16 protein-coding genes are annotated in these 15,050 nt (G+C 65.7%); 8 read left to right on the plus strand and 8 right to left on the minus strand.

The genetic code is table 11. The annotated features are described in order from the left end of the window. Window positions 1-12: 12 nt before the first annotated feature. Together W823_RS55325 and W823_RS55330 are read right to left on the minus strand one after the other, a co-directional pair. Entirely contained in the window at window positions 13-756 is a 744-nt protein-coding gene (locus tag W823_RS55325) for a hypothetical protein (RefSeq protein ID WP_023963257.1), read from the minus strand. 40 nt (window positions 757-796) lie between these two features. Further along, complete coding sequence (locus tag W823_RS55330) at window positions 797-1,363, minus strand: HhH-GPD-type base excision DNA repair protein (RefSeq protein WP_023963259.1); 567 nt, start codon at window positions 1,361-1,363, stop codon at window positions 797-799. Here W823_RS55330 and W823_RS55335 point away from each other — a divergent pair. Together W823_RS55335 and W823_RS55340 are read left to right on the plus strand one after the other, a co-directional pair. Next, window positions 1,362-1,643 (plus strand): hypothetical protein, encoded by a 282-nt coding sequence (locus W823_RS55335; protein ID WP_023963261.1) that lies wholly within the window; start codon window positions 1,362-1,364, stop codon window positions 1,641-1,643. The genes W823_RS55330 and W823_RS55335 overlap by 2 nt on opposite strands. Window positions 1,644-1,844: 201 nt before the next feature. Further along, the gene (locus W823_RS55340; RefSeq protein ID WP_023963263.1) at window positions 1,845-3,326 is read left to right on the plus strand and encodes a sugar porter family MFS transporter; all 1,482 of its coding nucleotides are present in this window, start codon (window positions 1,845-1,847) and stop codon (window positions 3,324-3,326) included. A 2-nt stretch (window positions 3,327-3,328) separates the two neighbouring features. Here the strand turns inward: W823_RS55340 and W823_RS55345 are convergent, their stop codons facing one another. Further along, window positions 3,329-4,138: an enoyl-CoA hydratase gene (locus tag W823_RS55345; RefSeq protein WP_023963265.1), complete on the minus strand. Its 810-nt coding sequence runs from the start codon at window positions 4,136-4,138 to the stop codon at window positions 3,329-3,331. A gap of 161 nt (window positions 4,139-4,299) precedes the next feature. On the opposite strand from W823_RS55345, the gene W823_RS55350 reads away from it, so the two are divergent. Next, complete coding sequence (locus tag W823_RS55350) at window positions 4,300-4,515, plus strand: PspC domain-containing protein (RefSeq protein WP_023963266.1); 216 nt, start codon at window positions 4,300-4,302, stop codon at window positions 4,513-4,515. Here the strand turns inward: W823_RS55350 and W823_RS55355 are convergent. The 4 genes from W823_RS55355 to W823_RS55370 all read right to left on the minus strand — a co-directional run bounded on the left by W823_RS55355 (window position 4,502) and on the right by W823_RS55370 (window position 8,366). Beyond that, window positions 4,502-5,233 carry a lysoplasmalogenase gene (locus tag W823_RS55355; RefSeq protein ID WP_023963267.1) on the minus strand — a complete coding sequence of 244 codons (732 nt, stop codon included), beginning with the start codon at window positions 5,231-5,233 and terminating at the stop codon, window positions 4,502-4,504. The two genes, W823_RS55350 and W823_RS55355, sit on opposite strands and share 14 nt — an antisense overlap. Window positions 5,234-5,240: 7 nt before the next feature. After that, a complete protein-coding gene (locus W823_RS55360; RefSeq protein WP_051406718.1) occupies window positions 5,241-6,413 on the minus strand; it encodes a lipase family protein in 1,173 nt (390 codons plus the stop codon). 32 nt (window positions 6,414-6,445) lie between these two features. Next, entirely contained in the window at window positions 6,446-7,312 is an 867-nt protein-coding gene (locus W823_RS55365; RefSeq protein WP_023963269.1) for a hypothetical protein, read from the minus strand. A gap of 244 nt (window positions 7,313-7,556) precedes the next feature. After that, window positions 7,557-8,366: a hypothetical protein gene (locus W823_RS55370; RefSeq protein WP_031333655.1), complete on the minus strand. Its 810-nt coding sequence runs from the start codon at window positions 8,364-8,366 to the stop codon at window positions 7,557-7,559. Between the two features lie 288 nt (window positions 8,367-8,654). Here W823_RS55370 and W823_RS55375 point away from each other — a divergent pair, with 288 nt between their 5' ends. The 4 genes from W823_RS55375 (at window position 8,655) to W823_RS55390 (ending at window position 12,786) form a co-directional block, all read left to right on the plus strand. Then, complete coding sequence (locus W823_RS55375; RefSeq protein ID WP_023963271.1) at window positions 8,655-9,686, plus strand: thiamine ABC transporter substrate binding subunit; 1,032 nt, start codon at window positions 8,655-8,657, stop codon at window positions 9,684-9,686. A gap of 95 nt (window positions 9,687-9,781) precedes the next feature. Further along, window positions 9,782-11,326 carry an iron ABC transporter permease gene (locus W823_RS55380; protein WP_081729975.1) on the plus strand — a complete coding sequence of 515 codons (1,545 nt, stop codon included), beginning with the start codon at window positions 9,782-9,784 and terminating at the stop codon, window positions 11,324-11,326. A gap of 1 nt (window position 11,327) precedes the next feature. Next, window positions 11,328-12,374, plus strand: coding sequence for an ABC transporter ATP-binding protein (locus W823_RS55385; protein ID WP_023963273.1), 1,047 nt, complete (start codon window positions 11,328-11,330; stop codon window positions 12,372-12,374). Continuing rightward, window positions 12,367-12,786 carry a (deoxy)nucleoside triphosphate pyrophosphohydrolase gene (locus tag W823_RS55390; RefSeq protein WP_023963274.1) on the plus strand — a complete coding sequence of 140 codons (420 nt, stop codon included), beginning with the start codon at window positions 12,367-12,369 and terminating at the stop codon, window positions 12,784-12,786. Before W823_RS55385 ends, W823_RS55390 begins: the two co-directional genes overlap by 8 nt. Here the strand turns inward: W823_RS55390 and W823_RS0131085 are convergent. Then, entirely contained in the window at window positions 12,758-12,940 is a 183-nt protein-coding gene (locus tag W823_RS0131085; protein WP_031333657.1) for a hypothetical protein, read from the minus strand. The genes W823_RS55390 and W823_RS0131085 overlap by 29 nt on opposite strands. Before the next feature lie 173 nt (window positions 12,941-13,113). On the opposite strand from W823_RS0131085, the gene typA reads away from it, so the two are divergent. After that, entirely contained in the window at window positions 13,114-15,024 is a 1,911-nt protein-coding gene (gene typA, locus W823_RS55395; RefSeq protein WP_023963277.1) for a translational GTPase TypA, read from the plus strand. Window positions 15,025-15,050 lie beyond the last annotated feature (26 nt).

A 15,050-nucleotide genomic window follows, 5' to 3' on the forward strand; every position in this document is an offset into this window, starting at 1 on the left:
GGCCGCCGCCCGTCAGTGGTCGTCGCTTCCGTTCTTGGTGCGTACCAACCGTTTTGGCAATCGGCCGACCAGTTCGCCCAGGGGCGTGACCGCTTGGGCGAGGACGTCGGCAGCGTCGTTGAGCTGGTCGACGGTAACCTGCAGCTGTCGGATGTTCGGCGCGAGTTCGCCGATCACCTCGACGAGTTCGGTCAAGCGGTCGAGCGGCCCACCGGGGGCGATGGTGCGTTCGATCGCGCCGTTCTCGCCCAGGAGTTGCTCGAGCAAACCCTCTTCGGCGACAAGCCGGTCCATGAAGCCTTCGTCTTCGGCGAGACGATCGAGCAGACCGCCCGGTGTTGTCAGCTTCGCGAGGATCCCGTCCTCGGCGAGGAGGCGGTCCACCGGGCCTCCACGAGAGAGGAGGCGATCAAGAGGTCCACCGTCTTCGGTCATCTGATAGAGCACGCCGTCGTCGGACAGCATCCGGTTCACCAGTCCGTCCTCGGACACCAAGCGTTCCAACGGCCCGCCCCTGGCGAGGACGCGACCCAATGAGCGGTCGTCTTCGAGGAGCTCGGCCACCTGGCCGATCAATTGAAGGGGACTGCGGCCGGGAGGTCCCTGAGAAACCCCCAACGCCACCGTGATCTCGTGCTGCACGTTTTCGATCGCTATGCGACTGACCGCTACGCTGGCCTCGACGGCCGAGAGGGCCGCCCCCGCGATCGCGAATCCCAACCGGGTCGGGAGCTCGATCACCAATCTGGCATCCATGCCGTTCACCCTAAGACGTCCCCTCCACGCCGGTGGCCGTTCACCCTGCTTTGGCCTTTGCCTTCTGCTCCTTCTTGAAGGTTCGCACCTTCTGCAGGGATTCCTCGTCCACCACGTCGGCCACCGAGCGGTAACCGGCCTTGCTGTAGTCGCCGACCGCCTTCTGCCAGCCGGCAGGGGCGACACCGCACTGCTTGGCGAGCAGTGCGGTGAAGATCTTGGCCTTCTGGGCACCGAAACCCGGCAGTTCGTTGATGCGTTTGACCAGATCCGGTCCGTCTGCCGCCTCGTTCCAGATCCGTGCGGTGTCGCCGCCGTACTGTTCCACCACGATGGTGGCAAGGGCCTGCAGGCGCGCGGCCATCGACCTGCCGTAGCGGTGGACGGCCGGAGGAGTGGCACACAGGTCGGCAAACGAGTCGGGCTCGGCGGCGGCGATCGCGGCTGGGTCGAGACTGCCGAACCGTTCCCTGACCTTGGCAGGCCCGGCAAATGCTCGCTCCATCGGGAACTGCTGGTCCAGCAACATCCCGGCCAGCAGCGCGAAGGAATCGGTACTGAGCAACTCGTCGGCGGACGGGTCGCCCGTGATGTGCAGACTGGTCATGGACACGAAGTCTAGTGCCGGGCACCCAACCCACATCGACGCGCGCGAGGACCCGTCGCACCGAACCCCGATCACCGGTGACGCGGTGGTGATTGAATGCTCGACAGGACGGTCCGGGTCGGGGAGAGCGGAGTCGGTCAGTTCGGCCAGTTGGGAAGGTTCCTTGCCCACCGGCCGTGGCCACGTGGCCTACGTCGTGACCCAGAAGATCGGTGCGCTCGCCTTCATGCCCATGATGAACCCGCAATCGTCGACCTGTCGTGGCGCTGCAACGGTGTGACCACCTGGCGGGTGGGGCTCTGGAGTTCCCTGCCTCGCTGCGACGTAAACGCGTGCGGCCCCCGCTCGCCGGTGACCGACTTGTGACCGACTGTCTTTCGGGGACTTGCGAACTCGCCTGACATGACTGGAGTAACGTCAGCTCTTGGCGTATGTCGTCGGCGGTGATCGCCGACCGCCGTCCGGAAGGTGGGTACCCCCGATGTCCACAGGTGCAGCCAGTAGATCCAGCCGGCCGGTCGGGGGTGAGGCCCACGTAGCCAAGGTCATCGGTGTGACCGTCGCCGCAGCCGTCGGCGGATTCCTCTTCGGTTTCGACAGCTCGGTGGTGAACGGCGCTGTCGAATCCATCGGCACACATTTTGAGCTCAACTCGTTCATGAAGGGTTTCGCGGTCGCCATCGCACTTCTCGGGTGCGCGCTCGGCGCCTGGTTCGCCGGTCGGCTCGCGGACATCTGGGGCCGCAAGAAGGTGATGCTGCTCGGCTCCGCGCTGTTCATCGCCTCGTCCATCGGCACAGGGTTGGCCTGGTCGGTCCCAGACCTGTTGGTCTGGCGTGTGATCGGCGGCCTCGGTATCGGTATCGCGTCGGTGATCGCTCCGGCATACATCGCCGAGATCGCGCCTGCCCGATACCGCGGTGCACTCGGATCCCTTCAGCAGCTGGCCATCACCATGGGCATCTTCGTCGCACTGCTGTCGGATGCGCTGCTCGCCGACAGTGCCGGCGGTGCCTCGAACGACCTGTGGTTCGGCATCGAGGCCTGGCGCTGGATGTTCATGGTCGGCGTGATCCCGGCCATCGTCTACGGCGTTCTGGCCCTGCTCATCCCGGAATCACCCCGCTATCTGGTGGGCAGCAATCTGGACGAGGAGGCAGCCCGCATCCTCACCGAGGTTACGGGCGAGCCCAACCCACTCGAACGTGTCAAAGAGATCCGGCTGACCCTCAAACGTGAATCCAATGTGTCGATCAAGGACATCCGCGGACCTTCGTTCGGCCTGCATCCCCTTGTCTGGGTGGGTATCTGGATCGCGGTGCTGCAGCAGTTCGTCGGCATCAACGCGATCTTCTACTACTCCACCACGCTGTGGCAGTCCGTCGGATTCAGTGAGAGCGAGTCGTTCAAGACGTCGGTGATCACCGCCGTGGTCAACGTGGTGATGACTTTCGGGGCGATCCTCTTCGTCGACCGCATCGGCCGCCGCAAGCTCCTGCTGATCGGTTCGGTCGGCATGGCCATCGGACTCATACTGGCGTGCGCGGCCTTCACCCAGCAGCAGGGCTCGGGCGACGACATCACCCTCCCTGACAACTGGGGCGTGGTCGCCCTGATCGGTGCCAACCTGTTCGTGGTCGCGTTCGCTGCCACGTGGGGTCCGGTCATGTGGGTGATGCTGGGCGAGATGTTCCCCAACCGGATCCGCGGTGTGGCGCTCGGCGTGTGCACCGGCGTGAACTGGCTCGCGAACTTCACCATCTCGCTGCTCTTCCCGGAACTCAACTCGCGCCTGGGTTTGGCGTGGATCTACGGGTTCTTCGCGTTCTGCGCGATCGTGTCGTACTTCTACGTGCACTTCAAGGTTCCCGAGACCAAGGGCATGGAACTCGAGGACATGGACACCCTCGGCGATGTCGAGGCCGCACTCAAGGCCGACAAGGCCGCGGCCAAAGAGAAATAGCGCTACAGCGAATCGGTGAACAGCGGCGGCCGTCCCTCTTTGCGGGCGGCCGTCGCTTCTTGGAAGTTGGCGGTCAGCAACCGGACGTAGAGCTGGCCGAGGCCTTCGGCCTGCATGTGCGCGTCGAGGCTCGAGGCCTCCATGCCCGACCAGAGCGTTCTCTTGGTCAGTTCGATTCCCGGGCGAGACAATTCGGCGATCCGGTCAGCGAGGCGGCAGCACTCGTCGAGCAGGTCGGCGTCGGGCACAGTTCGCGACACCAGCCCGATACGGGCGGCTTCGTCGGCGTGGACATCCCATCCGGTCAGCATCATCTCCGCGGCATGTGAGCTGCCGACGGCTCGCGGCAACAGGTAACTCAAACCCAATTCGCTTGCGGTGAGCCCGTTGTTGATACCCGCCGCACGAAAATAGGCCGCTGCCCCCGCGATGCGGATGTCGCATGCCAGCGCCAGACACAGCCCCCCGCCGATCGCGGCGCCGTTGACGGCGGCGATCACCGGCTGATGCATGCGACGGATCGCCTTGATCGTCTCGTCGAGCAGTTCCAAGGAACGCAGCGCGATCGTGGGGGCGGTCAGCCCGTCGATGCCGGGTATCTTGCCCGCCGACTTCTGGTCGGCGCCTGAACTGAATCCGCGTCCGGCGCCGGTGATGATCACAGCTCGGACCGCATTGTCCGCACTGATCTCCTCGAGCTTTTCCTTGAATGGAAGCATGACGTCAAATGCCATGGCGTTCATGCGTTCTGGGCGATCCAAGGTCACCAGGGCAATGTGTTCGCGGGGATGGTCCACCCGGACATACGACATTTCGCCATCGTGACACGGGCGGCGTTCCCTGAGGTGCAAATCAGGGAAGTCGGCCACAAAGATCAGGGTCGATCCCCGATGGCAGGCGCGCTCGACGTCCATACATTGGGACAGGTGAGAGCGGCTCGGTGTCGCTGGGGGACTGAACAGAAAGGAATGACATGGACGAATTGGTTCGGGTTTCCGAGGGCAGGATGCTGGGAGGCGTCTGCACCGGCATCGCACGACGGTACGGCTGGGACGTGAATGCGGTGCGCGTGGCATTCGTGGTCTCGTGCCTGCTGCCGGGGCCGCAGCTGGTCGTTTACCTGGCTCTCTGGGTGGTGATGCCGATGCAGGGCAAGACCGTTCCCGCCGGCGGGATCACGCCGGTCTGACGATGCCTGCGGCATGGCGCCGCTGGGCCAGTGAGTCGACGCCGTCGAGCAGGAACATCTGCGCGACGAAGTAGGTCGACAGCACGGTTGCCTCGCTCACTGCCCGTGGGAGGTTGCCGCGCAACAGGTACCGGCGATTCATCAGGATCGCATCAGACAGCATGAACAGGATCCCACCCGTTGCCAGTCGGCGGGTGGGATCGGCACGTGTGCCCGACGACAGGTACGGGTCGGCGGCCGTGGCCGCCATCACCGACAAGGCTGCTCCGTAGGTACCGAGCACGGGCAGCAGCCTGGGCTGGTTCAAAATCAGCAGTGCAGCAACCTCGTTCATCACCGCGAACCGGGGGAGCAGTCGTCGACCTGTCGGCCGGGCACCGTGTCGGGTGAACAGACCCAGGTAGGCCAGGTGTGCCGCGCCGAACATCGTTGCGCCGGTCTGTATGTGCCGGTCTTTACCGGGACCGTCGGCGAACTCTTCGCGATACATGAAGTAGTCGCCGGCTGCCGAGGCGACGATCGTGGCGGCCAGCAATGCGTTGTCCGCCGGGGCCCGTCGCCTCGTGCCTCGGGCAACGGTGATCGCCAACGTTCCCAGCGCTGCCGGCTTGACGACAGCGACCACCGGCCGGTGGCGAACAGCTCCCGCTGCCGCCACCAACACGGTGGTCACCGCAAACGCCTTGCGCTCCGGATACTTCCAGCCGGACACCCGCATGTCTGGATCAGCCCGCGAAGACTTTCGCGACGAACCCTGAGGCATCAGATAGCGCGGCCGCAGCCGTGCCCTGACCGTCGGACGGATACGTACGCACCGTCACGTTCTGCCCCGACGCCTGCACCCTGTTGATGAAGTCGAGTGTGTACGGCAGCACAACCGTGGTGTCGAGCAGACCCTGTCCGATGAACACCGGCTTGTCGTAGCCGCGATCGGGAACACCGAGATAGGCGGCGACAACAGGCCTGATGTTCGGGATCGACGCGACCGGCTTGGTGAACAACTCGTTGAGTCCGGTCGAGGCGACCGAGCGCTGCAGTTCGGCGGAACACACCTTCAGGGCCTTGTCCACGAGTGCCTTGCCCTCGGTGCTGAGGTAGGAGTTCAAATTGAGCTCCGGGTACGAGCCGCGGATACCCGCGATCGCATAGAGCACCTCGGCGGTGAGATCGGTGGGCAGCGGCACGGGGATGAAACCCGGTCCGGCACTGAGCACCAGTTCGCCCAAGTTGGCGGGCACGCTGGTGGTCACCGCGCCCCGGAAGTCGAGCTCTGGGCCCTGCCACGCGATGGCGTTGCGCGCAGTCGCCAGCGCCGAGGTCGCCCCACTCCCGTTTCCGTTGACGATCCACTCGTCGGACAGGTCCGGGGTGATGTCGTGGGCGGCCTTGACCGCGTCGACGATGTTGCGTGCCTTGATGTCGCCCTGCAGGTCCGGCGTGGCCCCTTCGACACCGAGACCGGCGTAGTCCGAGGCGACCACGGCATAGCCCTTGCGGAGCCAGGGGGTGATGTCGTTCCAGTGGGCGGCGGACTCGGTCTTACCTGACCAGGACGGCGCACACTTGTCGGCCAGGCCGACGGTGTCGTGCGCCCATGCGATCACCGGCCAGCCGCCCTCGGGCGCAGTGCCTCTCGGCAGGTACACCGCGGCACTGCTGATCTCGCTTCGATTCTCGGCCGCGGTGGTCCAGTACGTGAAGCGGTCGGCGCTGCCGGCGCCGGTGACCCAGCGGTCGTCTGGCAGACCGATGTTGGCGTGGACGGTGCCCGAGGTGGCGGTCGGCGCGGCTGCTGCGACGCCGGTCCCGATCGCGGCGGCCACGGTCGCGGCCAGGGCAGCAACGGTCAGACCGCTGACACCCATCCGTCGCAGTGCTTGTGTGTGAACACTTTTCATGACTTCTCCTACAAGAAAACGCTGATACCGAGCTACGCCTGGGTGATCCCGATCATCGGGAAGAAGAAGCAGCTGCGGTTTCCGTTCTGGACGGTGCCGAAGACTGCGGACAACACTGTGCCGTTGCCCGTCTCCACCGGTGCCAGACGGGCACCCTTGACGCTGACGTTGTTCACAACAGCCGAGATGCGCTCGGCGATCGCGGTGCGGATTGCGGCCGGGAAGGAGGCGGGGACGTTCTTCATCAGCAGGTCGACGATCGTCGTGCCCACCGGCGCCATGTCCGCGAAACCGCCCTTGAGGGTGTTCACGTTGAACCAGGCAACCTGCATTCCGGTGGCTGCGCCGTCGGCAGTGATGCCGGCCGGGAAGAAGCCGAAGAGCGTCTCACCGTCTTTGATCAGGTTGGCGTCGAGTCCTTCGGGAAGCTTCAGCCCGGGCAGGAAGTAGGGGCCCGGAATCGCTCCACCTACTGCGGGGACCAATCCGAGCGGATTGGATTCGGTCGGGGCTGTGCAGTTGAAGGCCGCCGACGGATTGATGAAGCTCTGGATGCCGAGCTTTCGCAGGCTCTCGTTGGCCTCGGCGAGAAGGCCGAACATGTCCGAGGAGTCAGCTGCCGGTGTGGCCGCGGTGCCGGCGACCTCGGTCGGCACCTGACCTGTCCCTCCCAGGAGCGCTTTCGCCGCGGCCAGGGCGGTCGGATCTCCCGAGGTCTTCTTCAGCGTTCCGATCGCCGAGGTGAGTTCGGCGTCGCTGGGGGTGTGCTTCGGAGCGGTGAGGGTCGTGTCGATCGGTGCCGCAGGCTCAGCCGAAGCCAGGGCAGGCATCAGCAGCGCCCCGGACGCTGCGATCGCAAGTGCGGCGACGCCTCGGCGAAGCATTGGTGAGCTGGACATGGTTCCCCCTTGAAGAGAAGATGATGGGCCACCTGTTACCCGTGTGACAGATGTGGCCAATGGTGCGCTTGTTACACACAACCATGTGATTCAAGGAGAAGGCAAGCTGCGACGCCGACCTGTGATGCAACTGCTACCGTTCCGGTTTCCCTGCGGGTCAACGGATCTCGGCGGGACTGTTCGCAATGATAAAAGAAACAGGCGCCGACCAGATGGTCGGCGCCTGTTGCTGTGCGGGGGAGGGCTAGATGTTCACCAAGCCGACGGTCGGGATGATGGTGCAGCTGACCACCTTGCCCTCGGTCTTTGTGGTGACGTTGCCGTAGATGGCCGAGATGACCCGGCCCTTACCGGTTTTCGCGATCGTGGTGAAGGTTCCGGGGCCTTCGGCGACGTTGATCTTCTCGTTGCGCTGCAGACTCTGCTGGCCGGTCTTGCCGGTGTCGATGTTGACCCAGGCCACGGTCAGCGGGGCTTCTTTGTTGTTCAGTGCGGGCCCGGTGCCGAGGCTGGTGTAGACGAAGCCGGCTTCGCCGCGGGCCGGACCGGGTGCGGGTGCCTGCTGCGGTCCAGCGGTCGCGAGCGCGGTGCCCACGGAGTTGCCTCCGGGAATGCACCCGTTGCCCAGGGTCGGGTAGAGGAATTGCTGGATCACGGGTGCGCCGGGGCCGGTGGGAATGGCGGGACCGCCACCGCCGGTGCCTTCGAGGAAGCTGATGACACGATCCCAGATCTTCGCGAGGTCCGGCGGCAGTCCGGAGTCGGCTGCCAGGGTCTTGGCGTTTGCCATCAGATCGGCATTGACCTTGCCGTCGGGGCCCGGGGTCGCGGCCGAACCGATGATCGCCGGGACGAACGCGCCCAGCGACTGCAGTGTGGCCTCGCTGACCTTGGGTGTCGGCGCCGGGGCCGGTGCGGCAGAGGCCGTGGCCGGCAGTGCGAGCGCAGCGCTGGCGGCAACCGCGACGGCCGTGACGACCCGGCGGGCGGAAAGGTTGGGCAACGGCTTGCGTGAACGCTTGCTGCTGCGACCTGTCGGCTCACTGAATAGCACTGTGTGGTGTCCCATCTTGCGTTGATTGCCCGCGATCTGACGGCTGGTGTGTAAATCGCCGTGCTGACGGTAACCGTTCCGTGACCATCCCGCCAACAGGGGGACGCGCCGCGAGAATCGATTTCTGTCGCCAGGGGACCATAGCGTGTTACTGGAGTGACTCATGGGGCTGGAGACACAATTGTTATGTGTCATTCGGGCCACGACCTCGCGCACTGGGCGAGAGGGCTTCGTCGAGTGCCTGGTTAGATCATTGATGACCAGCACCACCGCACCTCTGGAGGCTCGATGCGTCGACGACATCAATTCGTAGCAGCGCTGATCGCTGCCGCGGTCGCCACGACCGCCTTGAGCGCCTGTGGCGACTCGGACACCAGTGATGAGGTGGTGTTGCTCACCCACGACTCGTTTGTGCTGCCCGACGAACTCTTGTCCACCTTCGAGGACCAGACCGGACTGACCCTGAAGGTGGTCAAAGAAGCCGATGCGGGTCAGCTGTCCTCCTCGGTCGCCCTCACGGCCGGATCGCCTCGCGGCGACGCCGTGTACGGCATCGACAACACCTTCGCGTCCCGGGTCATCGACGCCGGTGCCCTGATGGAGTACACCAGCCCCGACAACGCGCTCGGACCCGCCGACGACGGCTTGCCGCCCCCCAACCTGCTCACCGCCGTCGACCGGGGAGACGTCTGCGTGAACGTGGACAACACCTGGTTCGCCGACCGCAACCTGCCCGCACCCCGGAACCTGGCCGACCTCACCGACCCGCGGTACCGCGGGCTGACCGTAGCCATGGATCCCGCCACGTCATCACCTGGAATGGCATTCCTGCTCGCGACCATCGCCGCCTACCCGGATGGGGTGAACGGCGGGTGGCAGGGCTACTGGCAGCGACTGCGCGACAACGAGGTGGCCATCGCGCCCGGATGGACCGAGGCCTACAACCAGGAGTTCACCGCGGGTGAGGGCAGGGGCTCCAAGCCGATCGTCGTCTCCTACGCATCGTCGCCCGCGTTTCTCCCCACCACCACCGCTTTGCTCGACACCTGCTTCGAGCAGATCGAGTACGCCGGCGTGCTGCGCGGCGCGTCGAACGAAGACGGCGCCAAGAAGGTCATCGACTACTTGATCAGTGAGCCCGTTCAGGCGGCGCTTCCCGAGTCTATGTACGTCTACCCGGTCCGTGAAGGAACACCTCTGCCCGCCGACTGGGCTCAGCACGCCCCCGAGCCCGAGTCCGCCGCAACCATGCCCGCCGACGAGATCGCGACGAACCGCGAAGCGTGGCAACAGGAGTGGCGCACCGTGATGGGCCGCTGATCGAGGTGCCGACGGCTCGGCCGGCACATTCGGCCATCGCCGGCCGAGTGGCGGTGACGGCTCTGGGCGCCGCCCCGCTGGTGTTCGTGGCGGTGATGTTCGGCTGGCCACTCGTGGCCTTGGCGGAGCGGGCGTTCGCCGACGGCTCCGCGTCGAACCTGTGGCAGCTTCTCGATGGCGCCAACGCCGCACATCTGCTGTGGTTCACCGTCGCGCAGGCGGCCGCGTCCACTGCCCTCACCCTGCTGATCGGCCTTCCGCTCGCGTGGGTGCTGTCCACCTATGAACTCCGAGGTGCCCTGCTGCTGAGGGTGCTCGTCACCATCCCTTTTGTCTCGCCCACTGTTGTTGTCGGCATAGCGTTCTCAGCTCTGCTGGGTGATCGCGGTCCGCTCGCCGGACTTGATCTCGCCGCATCGGTCTGGGCAATCCTGCTGGCGCACACGTTCTTCAATGTCGCAGTGGTGGTGCGCACGGTCGGGTCGGTGTGGTCCGGAATAGATCCTCGTTCCGAGCAGGCCGCCCGGACTCTCGGAGCCGGACCCGTTCGCGTGTTCCGCACGATCACCTTGCCCGCGTTGGCCCCGGCCATCGCCTCTGCGGCATCGGTGGTGTTCCTGTTCTGCGCGACCAGCTTCGGGGTCATCCTGATACTCGGTGGCGGCCGATTCAACACGCTGGAGACCGAGATCTACCGGCAGGCAATCGGTTTCTTCCAGCTACCTGCTGCGGTTGCGCTCTCGATGGTCCAGATCGTCGTGGTCGCGGTGGTGGTCGCGCTCAGCGCGATCCTCGGTCGCCGGGTCCGCGCGACAGCTGCTCCGCGATATCGCAGGCGGCCGCGCGGCCGTGAATGGCCGGTGATCGGCTCGATCCTCGGGGTGTCCGGGGTGATCCTGCTGGCCCCACCGGCAATCCTGGTGCTGCGCTCGGTGCGACCCACCGTGGGTGGGGGCTGGAATCTGGACGGTTACCGGGCGCTGTCGGAGTCGGTGAACGGTCAGACACCACTGGACACCATGCGGTATTCGCTGGTCAGTGCGACGTGGGCGACGGTCATCGCGATGCTCCTCGGTCTCGCCGGCGCCGTTGCCATGTCCCGGGCGAGGGGGTGGTCGGGCAGTGCTGCCACGGTGATCACCATGCTCCCGCTGGGGGTCAGCGCGGTGACCGTCGGCCTCGGGTACCTCGTTGTCCTCACCGCGATGCCGCGGGAGGTGAGCACCTCGCCGGCCATCGTGCCCGCGGTGCAGGCCCTGATCGCGTGCCCACTGGTCATTCGGATCCTCGTGCCGGCAATGGGTCTGATCGACAGGCGGCTGCGTCAGGCGACGGCCACCCTGGGAGCAGGTCCGTGGCGGGTGTGGTGGACCGTCGACTTCCCGGTCATCAGGCGCGCACTGTGCGCTGCAGCGGGTTTCGCTTTTGTCATCGCGCTCGGGGAGTTCGGGGCGACCAGTTTTGTCGCTCGTCCCGACACCACGACGGTGCCGGTACTGATCGGTTCGTCCCTTGCCCGGCCCGGGTCGGGCAACTTCGCGACCGCGATGGCCTGCTCGGTGATGATGCTGGTGGTGACTGCGGTGGTGGTCACCCTGATCGAGGTCGTCCGCCGCGAAGAACGGGGAGGCGAGTTCTGAGATGCTTCAATTGTCCTCTGTGACAGTCGGTTATCGGTCCGAAACCGTCCTCGACGACCTCAGCTTGTCGATCGGCACCGAGGGATCGGCCATCACGGCACTGCTGGGTCCGTCGGGATGTGGCAAATCCACCCTCATCCGTGCTATCGCCGGCCTGGAACCGCTGGCCGGCGGCACGATCACGTTCGACGGAGCGGATCTTGCGCCGATCGCGACCCATCGGCGCGACTTCGGGGTGGTGTTCCAGGACGGACAGTTGCTGCCCGGGCGCAGCGTCGCAGACAACATCGGATACGGATTGCGTGCCCGGCGCTGGCGTAGAGATGCCACCGCCGCCCGGGTGGCCGAGATGCTGGACCTGGTTGATCTCTCCGGCTACGGGAACCGGCAGGTCGCCGAGTTGTCGGGTGGGCAGCAGCAGCGGGTGGCCCTGGCCCGCGCTCTTGCCCCTCGTCCTCGCCTGTTGTTGCTCGATGAACCCCTTTCGGCCCTCGATCGGCAACTTCGAGAACGGCTCGCCGTCGAGATCGCCGAGATCATCGACGCCACAGGCACTCCCACCATCGTGGTGACCCACGACCACACCGAGGCGGCGTTGATGGCCGACCACATCGCCGTCATGGACCGGGGCCGGATCATCCAGCACGACGACCCGGCGTCGTTGTGGCGCGCACCGCGAAACGAACGGGTCGCTCGGTTCATCGGGTGCACAACCATCTGCCGAGGGACCGTCCGCGCGGGTGTGTTGGACAGCGACCTCGGTGCGGTCGCACTGGATGTTCCCGATGGGCAAGTGCGAATAGGGCTTCGGCCGGATGCCGTCACGGCCGTACCGCTTGCCGATGCCGGGCAGTCGGCGCCCGTCGGAACGGTGCGGCATGTGGCGTCGCTGCCGGAGGGGACACGAGTGCGGCTGTCGGTGGCGGGAATCGATGTCGATGCCGTGAGCAGCGCTGCGGTGTCGTTGGGTGATCGGGTGGCGATTGCGCTCGACGCACACCGGCTTGCGGTCATCACCGAACACAGCACGGAAGACTCCGATGCGTGAAGTCGTCGCCGGGGCAGTGATCGGGGATGATCGGCTGCTGCTCGCGCAACGGACCTATCCCACGGAGGTCGCCGGGTTGTGGGAACTGCCGGGCGGAAAGGTCGAGGCGGGGGAGACCCGTGAACAAGCCCTGCGCCGCGAACTCGGCGAGGAACTCGGCATCGAGGTACGAGTCGGTCGGCAACTAGGGGACCCCGTACCGTTGCGCGCCGACCTCGTCCTCGTGGCGCTGGCCGCTGATCTGATCAAGGGGTCGCCCCGGCCGGCGGAACACTCGGCCGTGCGGTGGGTCGAGACCCCGGAACTCGAGTCGATGGCGGCGCGGGGTGAACTCGTGCCTGCGGACGCTGCCTGGCTAGATGACCTGATCGAACTGCTGGCCGTCAGGCAGCGCGGGAACGAACCTTCTTGAGGGCTTTGGTGAGTTCCTTGTTGGACATGCCCTGATCAGCGAACTTCTGCATCTTGTGGATCACCACGGGGCAGCGAAGGCACCGGGTGGACGATCGGCAGCACTTCTTTTTCGCCTTCATGCTGCAGACATCTGACGCCTTCTTCTTGCCCACTGCTGACCTCTTCGCGTCGGTGCGTACCCGGAAAAGTTAGGTTAGCAGCACCTTAATTCTAGGGTCGATGTGTCCTGTGACGGCGCTCTCACCGGGGTACCGGATACCCTGTATTGGTCTGAGCACCTCGCTCGACCTTTTTGACATGCCCACTTCACGTCCGGAGAACTTCAGTGACTGCTGCCCCCAATTTCCGCAACGTCGCGATCGTTGCGCACGTCGACCACGGGAAAACCACCCTGGTTGATGCGATGCTGCGGCAATCGGGCGTTTTCGAGGAACGCGCCGAACTCGTCGATCGTGTGATGGATTCCGGCGACCTCGAGCGGGAAAAGGGCATCACGATCCTCGCCAAGAACACCGCGGTGCACCGTCGTCAGCCCGACGGCACCGAAGTGGTCATCAACGTCATCGACACCCCCGGCCACGCCGACTTCGGTGGTGAGGTCGAGCGCGGCCTGTCCATGGTCGACGGTGTTGTGCTCCTGGTCGACGCGTCCGAGGGTCCACTGCCGCAGACCCGCTTCGTGCTGCGCAAGGCACTTGCCGCCTCGCTGCCCGTGATCCTGCTGGTCAACAAGACCGACCGACCCGACGCCCGCATCGCCGAGGTCGTCGAGGAAAGCCACGATCTGTTGCTCGACCTCGCTTCGGACGTCGATGACGAAGCAGCCGAGGCCGCCGAACTGGCCCTCGACCTGCCCGTTCTCTACGCCTCGGGCCGCGCCGGTATCGCCAGCACGAAGGCGCCCGAGAACGGCAACGTCCCCGAAGGCGAAAACCTCGACGCCCTCTTCGACGTTCTGCTCTCGTACGTGCCGGCCCCCAAGGGCGATCTCGACGCGCCTCTGCAGGCCCACGTCACCAACCTCGACGCGTCGGCCTTCCTCGGTCGCCTCGCGCTGGTCCGTCTCTACGCCGGCACCTTGAAGAAGGGCCAGACCGTCGCTTGGCTGCGTGAGGTCAACGGCGAACCCGTCACCGAGCGCGCCAAGATCACCGAGCTCCTGATCACCGTCGGTGTCGAGCGGACGCCCGGCGAGGTCGCCGTCGCCGGCGACATCGTGGCCGTCGCCGGCATGCCGGACATCATGATCGGCGACACCCTCGCCGACATCGATCACCCGATCGCGCTGCCACGGATCACGGTCGACGAGCCGGCGATCTCGGTGACCATCGGCACCAACACCTCGCCGCTCGTCGGTCGGGTCAAGGGCCACAAACTCACCTCTCGCATGGTCAAAGACCGCCTCGACAGCGAACTGATCGGTAACGTCTCGCTGCGCGTCCTCGACATCGGCCGTCCCGATGCCTGGGAGGTCCAGGGTCGTGGCGAGCTCGCGCTGGCCATCCTCGTCGAGCAGATGCGCCGCGAAGGCTTCGAGCTGACCGTCGGCAAGCCGCAGGTGGTCACCAAGCAGGTCGACGGCAAGCTCCACGAGCCGTTCGAGCACTTGACCATCGACGTCCCCGAGGAGTACCTCGGTGCGGTCACTCAGCTGCTGGCGGCCCGCAAGGGTCGCATGGGCGACATGACCAACCACGGCAGTGGCTGGGTTCGGATGGAGTTCATCGTGCCCTCCCGCGGACTGATCGGTTTCCGGACCGACTTCCTGACCGAGACCCGCGGCACCGGTATCGCCAACGCGGTGTTCGACGGCTACGCGCCGTGGGCCGGCGAGATCCGCGCCCGCCACACCGGCTCGCTGGTCTCCGACCGCGCGGGAACGGTGACCCCGTTCGCGATGATCCAGCTCGCCGATCGCGGAACGTTCTTCGTCGAGCCGGGTGCCGACACGTACGAGGGCATGGTCGTGGGTATCAACCCGCGCATGGAGGACCTCGACATCAACGTCACCAAGGAGAAGAAGCTGACCAACATGCGTCAGTCCTCCGCCGACGTGATGGAGACCCTGGCCAAGCCCATCAAACTCGAGCTCGAGGCCGCGATGGAGTTCTGTACCGACGACGAGTGCGTCGAGGTCACCCCGGAGGTCGTCCGGGTGCGCAAGGTCAACCTCGACTCGAACACCCGCGCACGTGAGCGGTCGAAGACCAAGGCCCGCAACCAGAGCGTCAGCTGACTCGCTGTGTGAGCTGACATCGGGCG

It is taken from the genome of Williamsia sp. D3, from assembly GCF_000506245.1.
In the GTDB taxonomy this organism is placed as follows: Bacteria; Actinomycetota; Actinomycetes; order Mycobacteriales; family Mycobacteriaceae; genus Williamsia; species Williamsia muralis.

Coding starts and splice junctions, on each gene's coding strand:
- W823_RS55375 (WP_023963271.1), top strand. CDS start 8,655: ATGCGTCGACGACATCAATTCGTAGCAGCGCTGATCGCTGCCGCGGTC.
- W823_RS55385 (WP_023963273.1), top strand. CDS start 11,328: ATGCTTCAATTGTCCTCTGTGACAGTCGGTTATCGGTCCGAAACCGTC.
- W823_RS55360 (WP_051406718.1), bottom strand. CDS start 6,413: ATGAAAAGTGTTCACACACAAGCACTGCGACGGATGGGTGTCAGCGGT.
- W823_RS55355 (WP_023963267.1), bottom strand. CDS start 5,233: ATGCGGGTGTCCGGCTGGAAGTATCCGGAGCGCAAGGCGTTTGCGGTG.
- W823_RS55325 (WP_023963257.1), bottom strand. CDS start 756: ATGGATGCCAGATTGGTGATCGAGCTCCCGACCCGGTTGGGATTCGCG.
- W823_RS55335 (WP_023963261.1), top strand. CDS start 1,362: ATGGACACGAAGTCTAGTGCCGGGCACCCAACCCACATCGACGCGCGC.
- W823_RS55345 (WP_023963265.1), bottom strand. CDS start 4,138: ATGTCGTATGTCCGGGTGGACCATCCCCGCGAACACATTGCCCTGGTG.
- W823_RS55340 (WP_023963263.1), top strand. CDS start 1,845: ATGTCCACAGGTGCAGCCAGTAGATCCAGCCGGCCGGTCGGGGGTGAG.
- W823_RS55390 (WP_023963274.1), top strand. CDS start 12,367: ATGCGTGAAGTCGTCGCCGGGGCAGTGATCGGGGATGATCGGCTGCTG.
- W823_RS55350 (WP_023963266.1), top strand. CDS start 4,300: ATGGACGAATTGGTTCGGGTTTCCGAGGGCAGGATGCTGGGAGGCGTC.
- W823_RS55330 (WP_023963259.1), bottom strand. CDS start 1,363: ATGACCAGTCTGCACATCACGGGCGACCCGTCCGCCGACGAGTTGCTC.
- W823_RS55365 (WP_023963269.1), bottom strand. CDS start 7,312: ATGTCCAGCTCACCAATGCTTCGCCGAGGCGTCGCCGCACTTGCGATC.
- W823_RS55380 (WP_081729975.1), top strand. CDS start 9,782: ATGTTCGGCTGGCCACTCGTGGCCTTGGCGGAGCGGGCGTTCGCCGAC.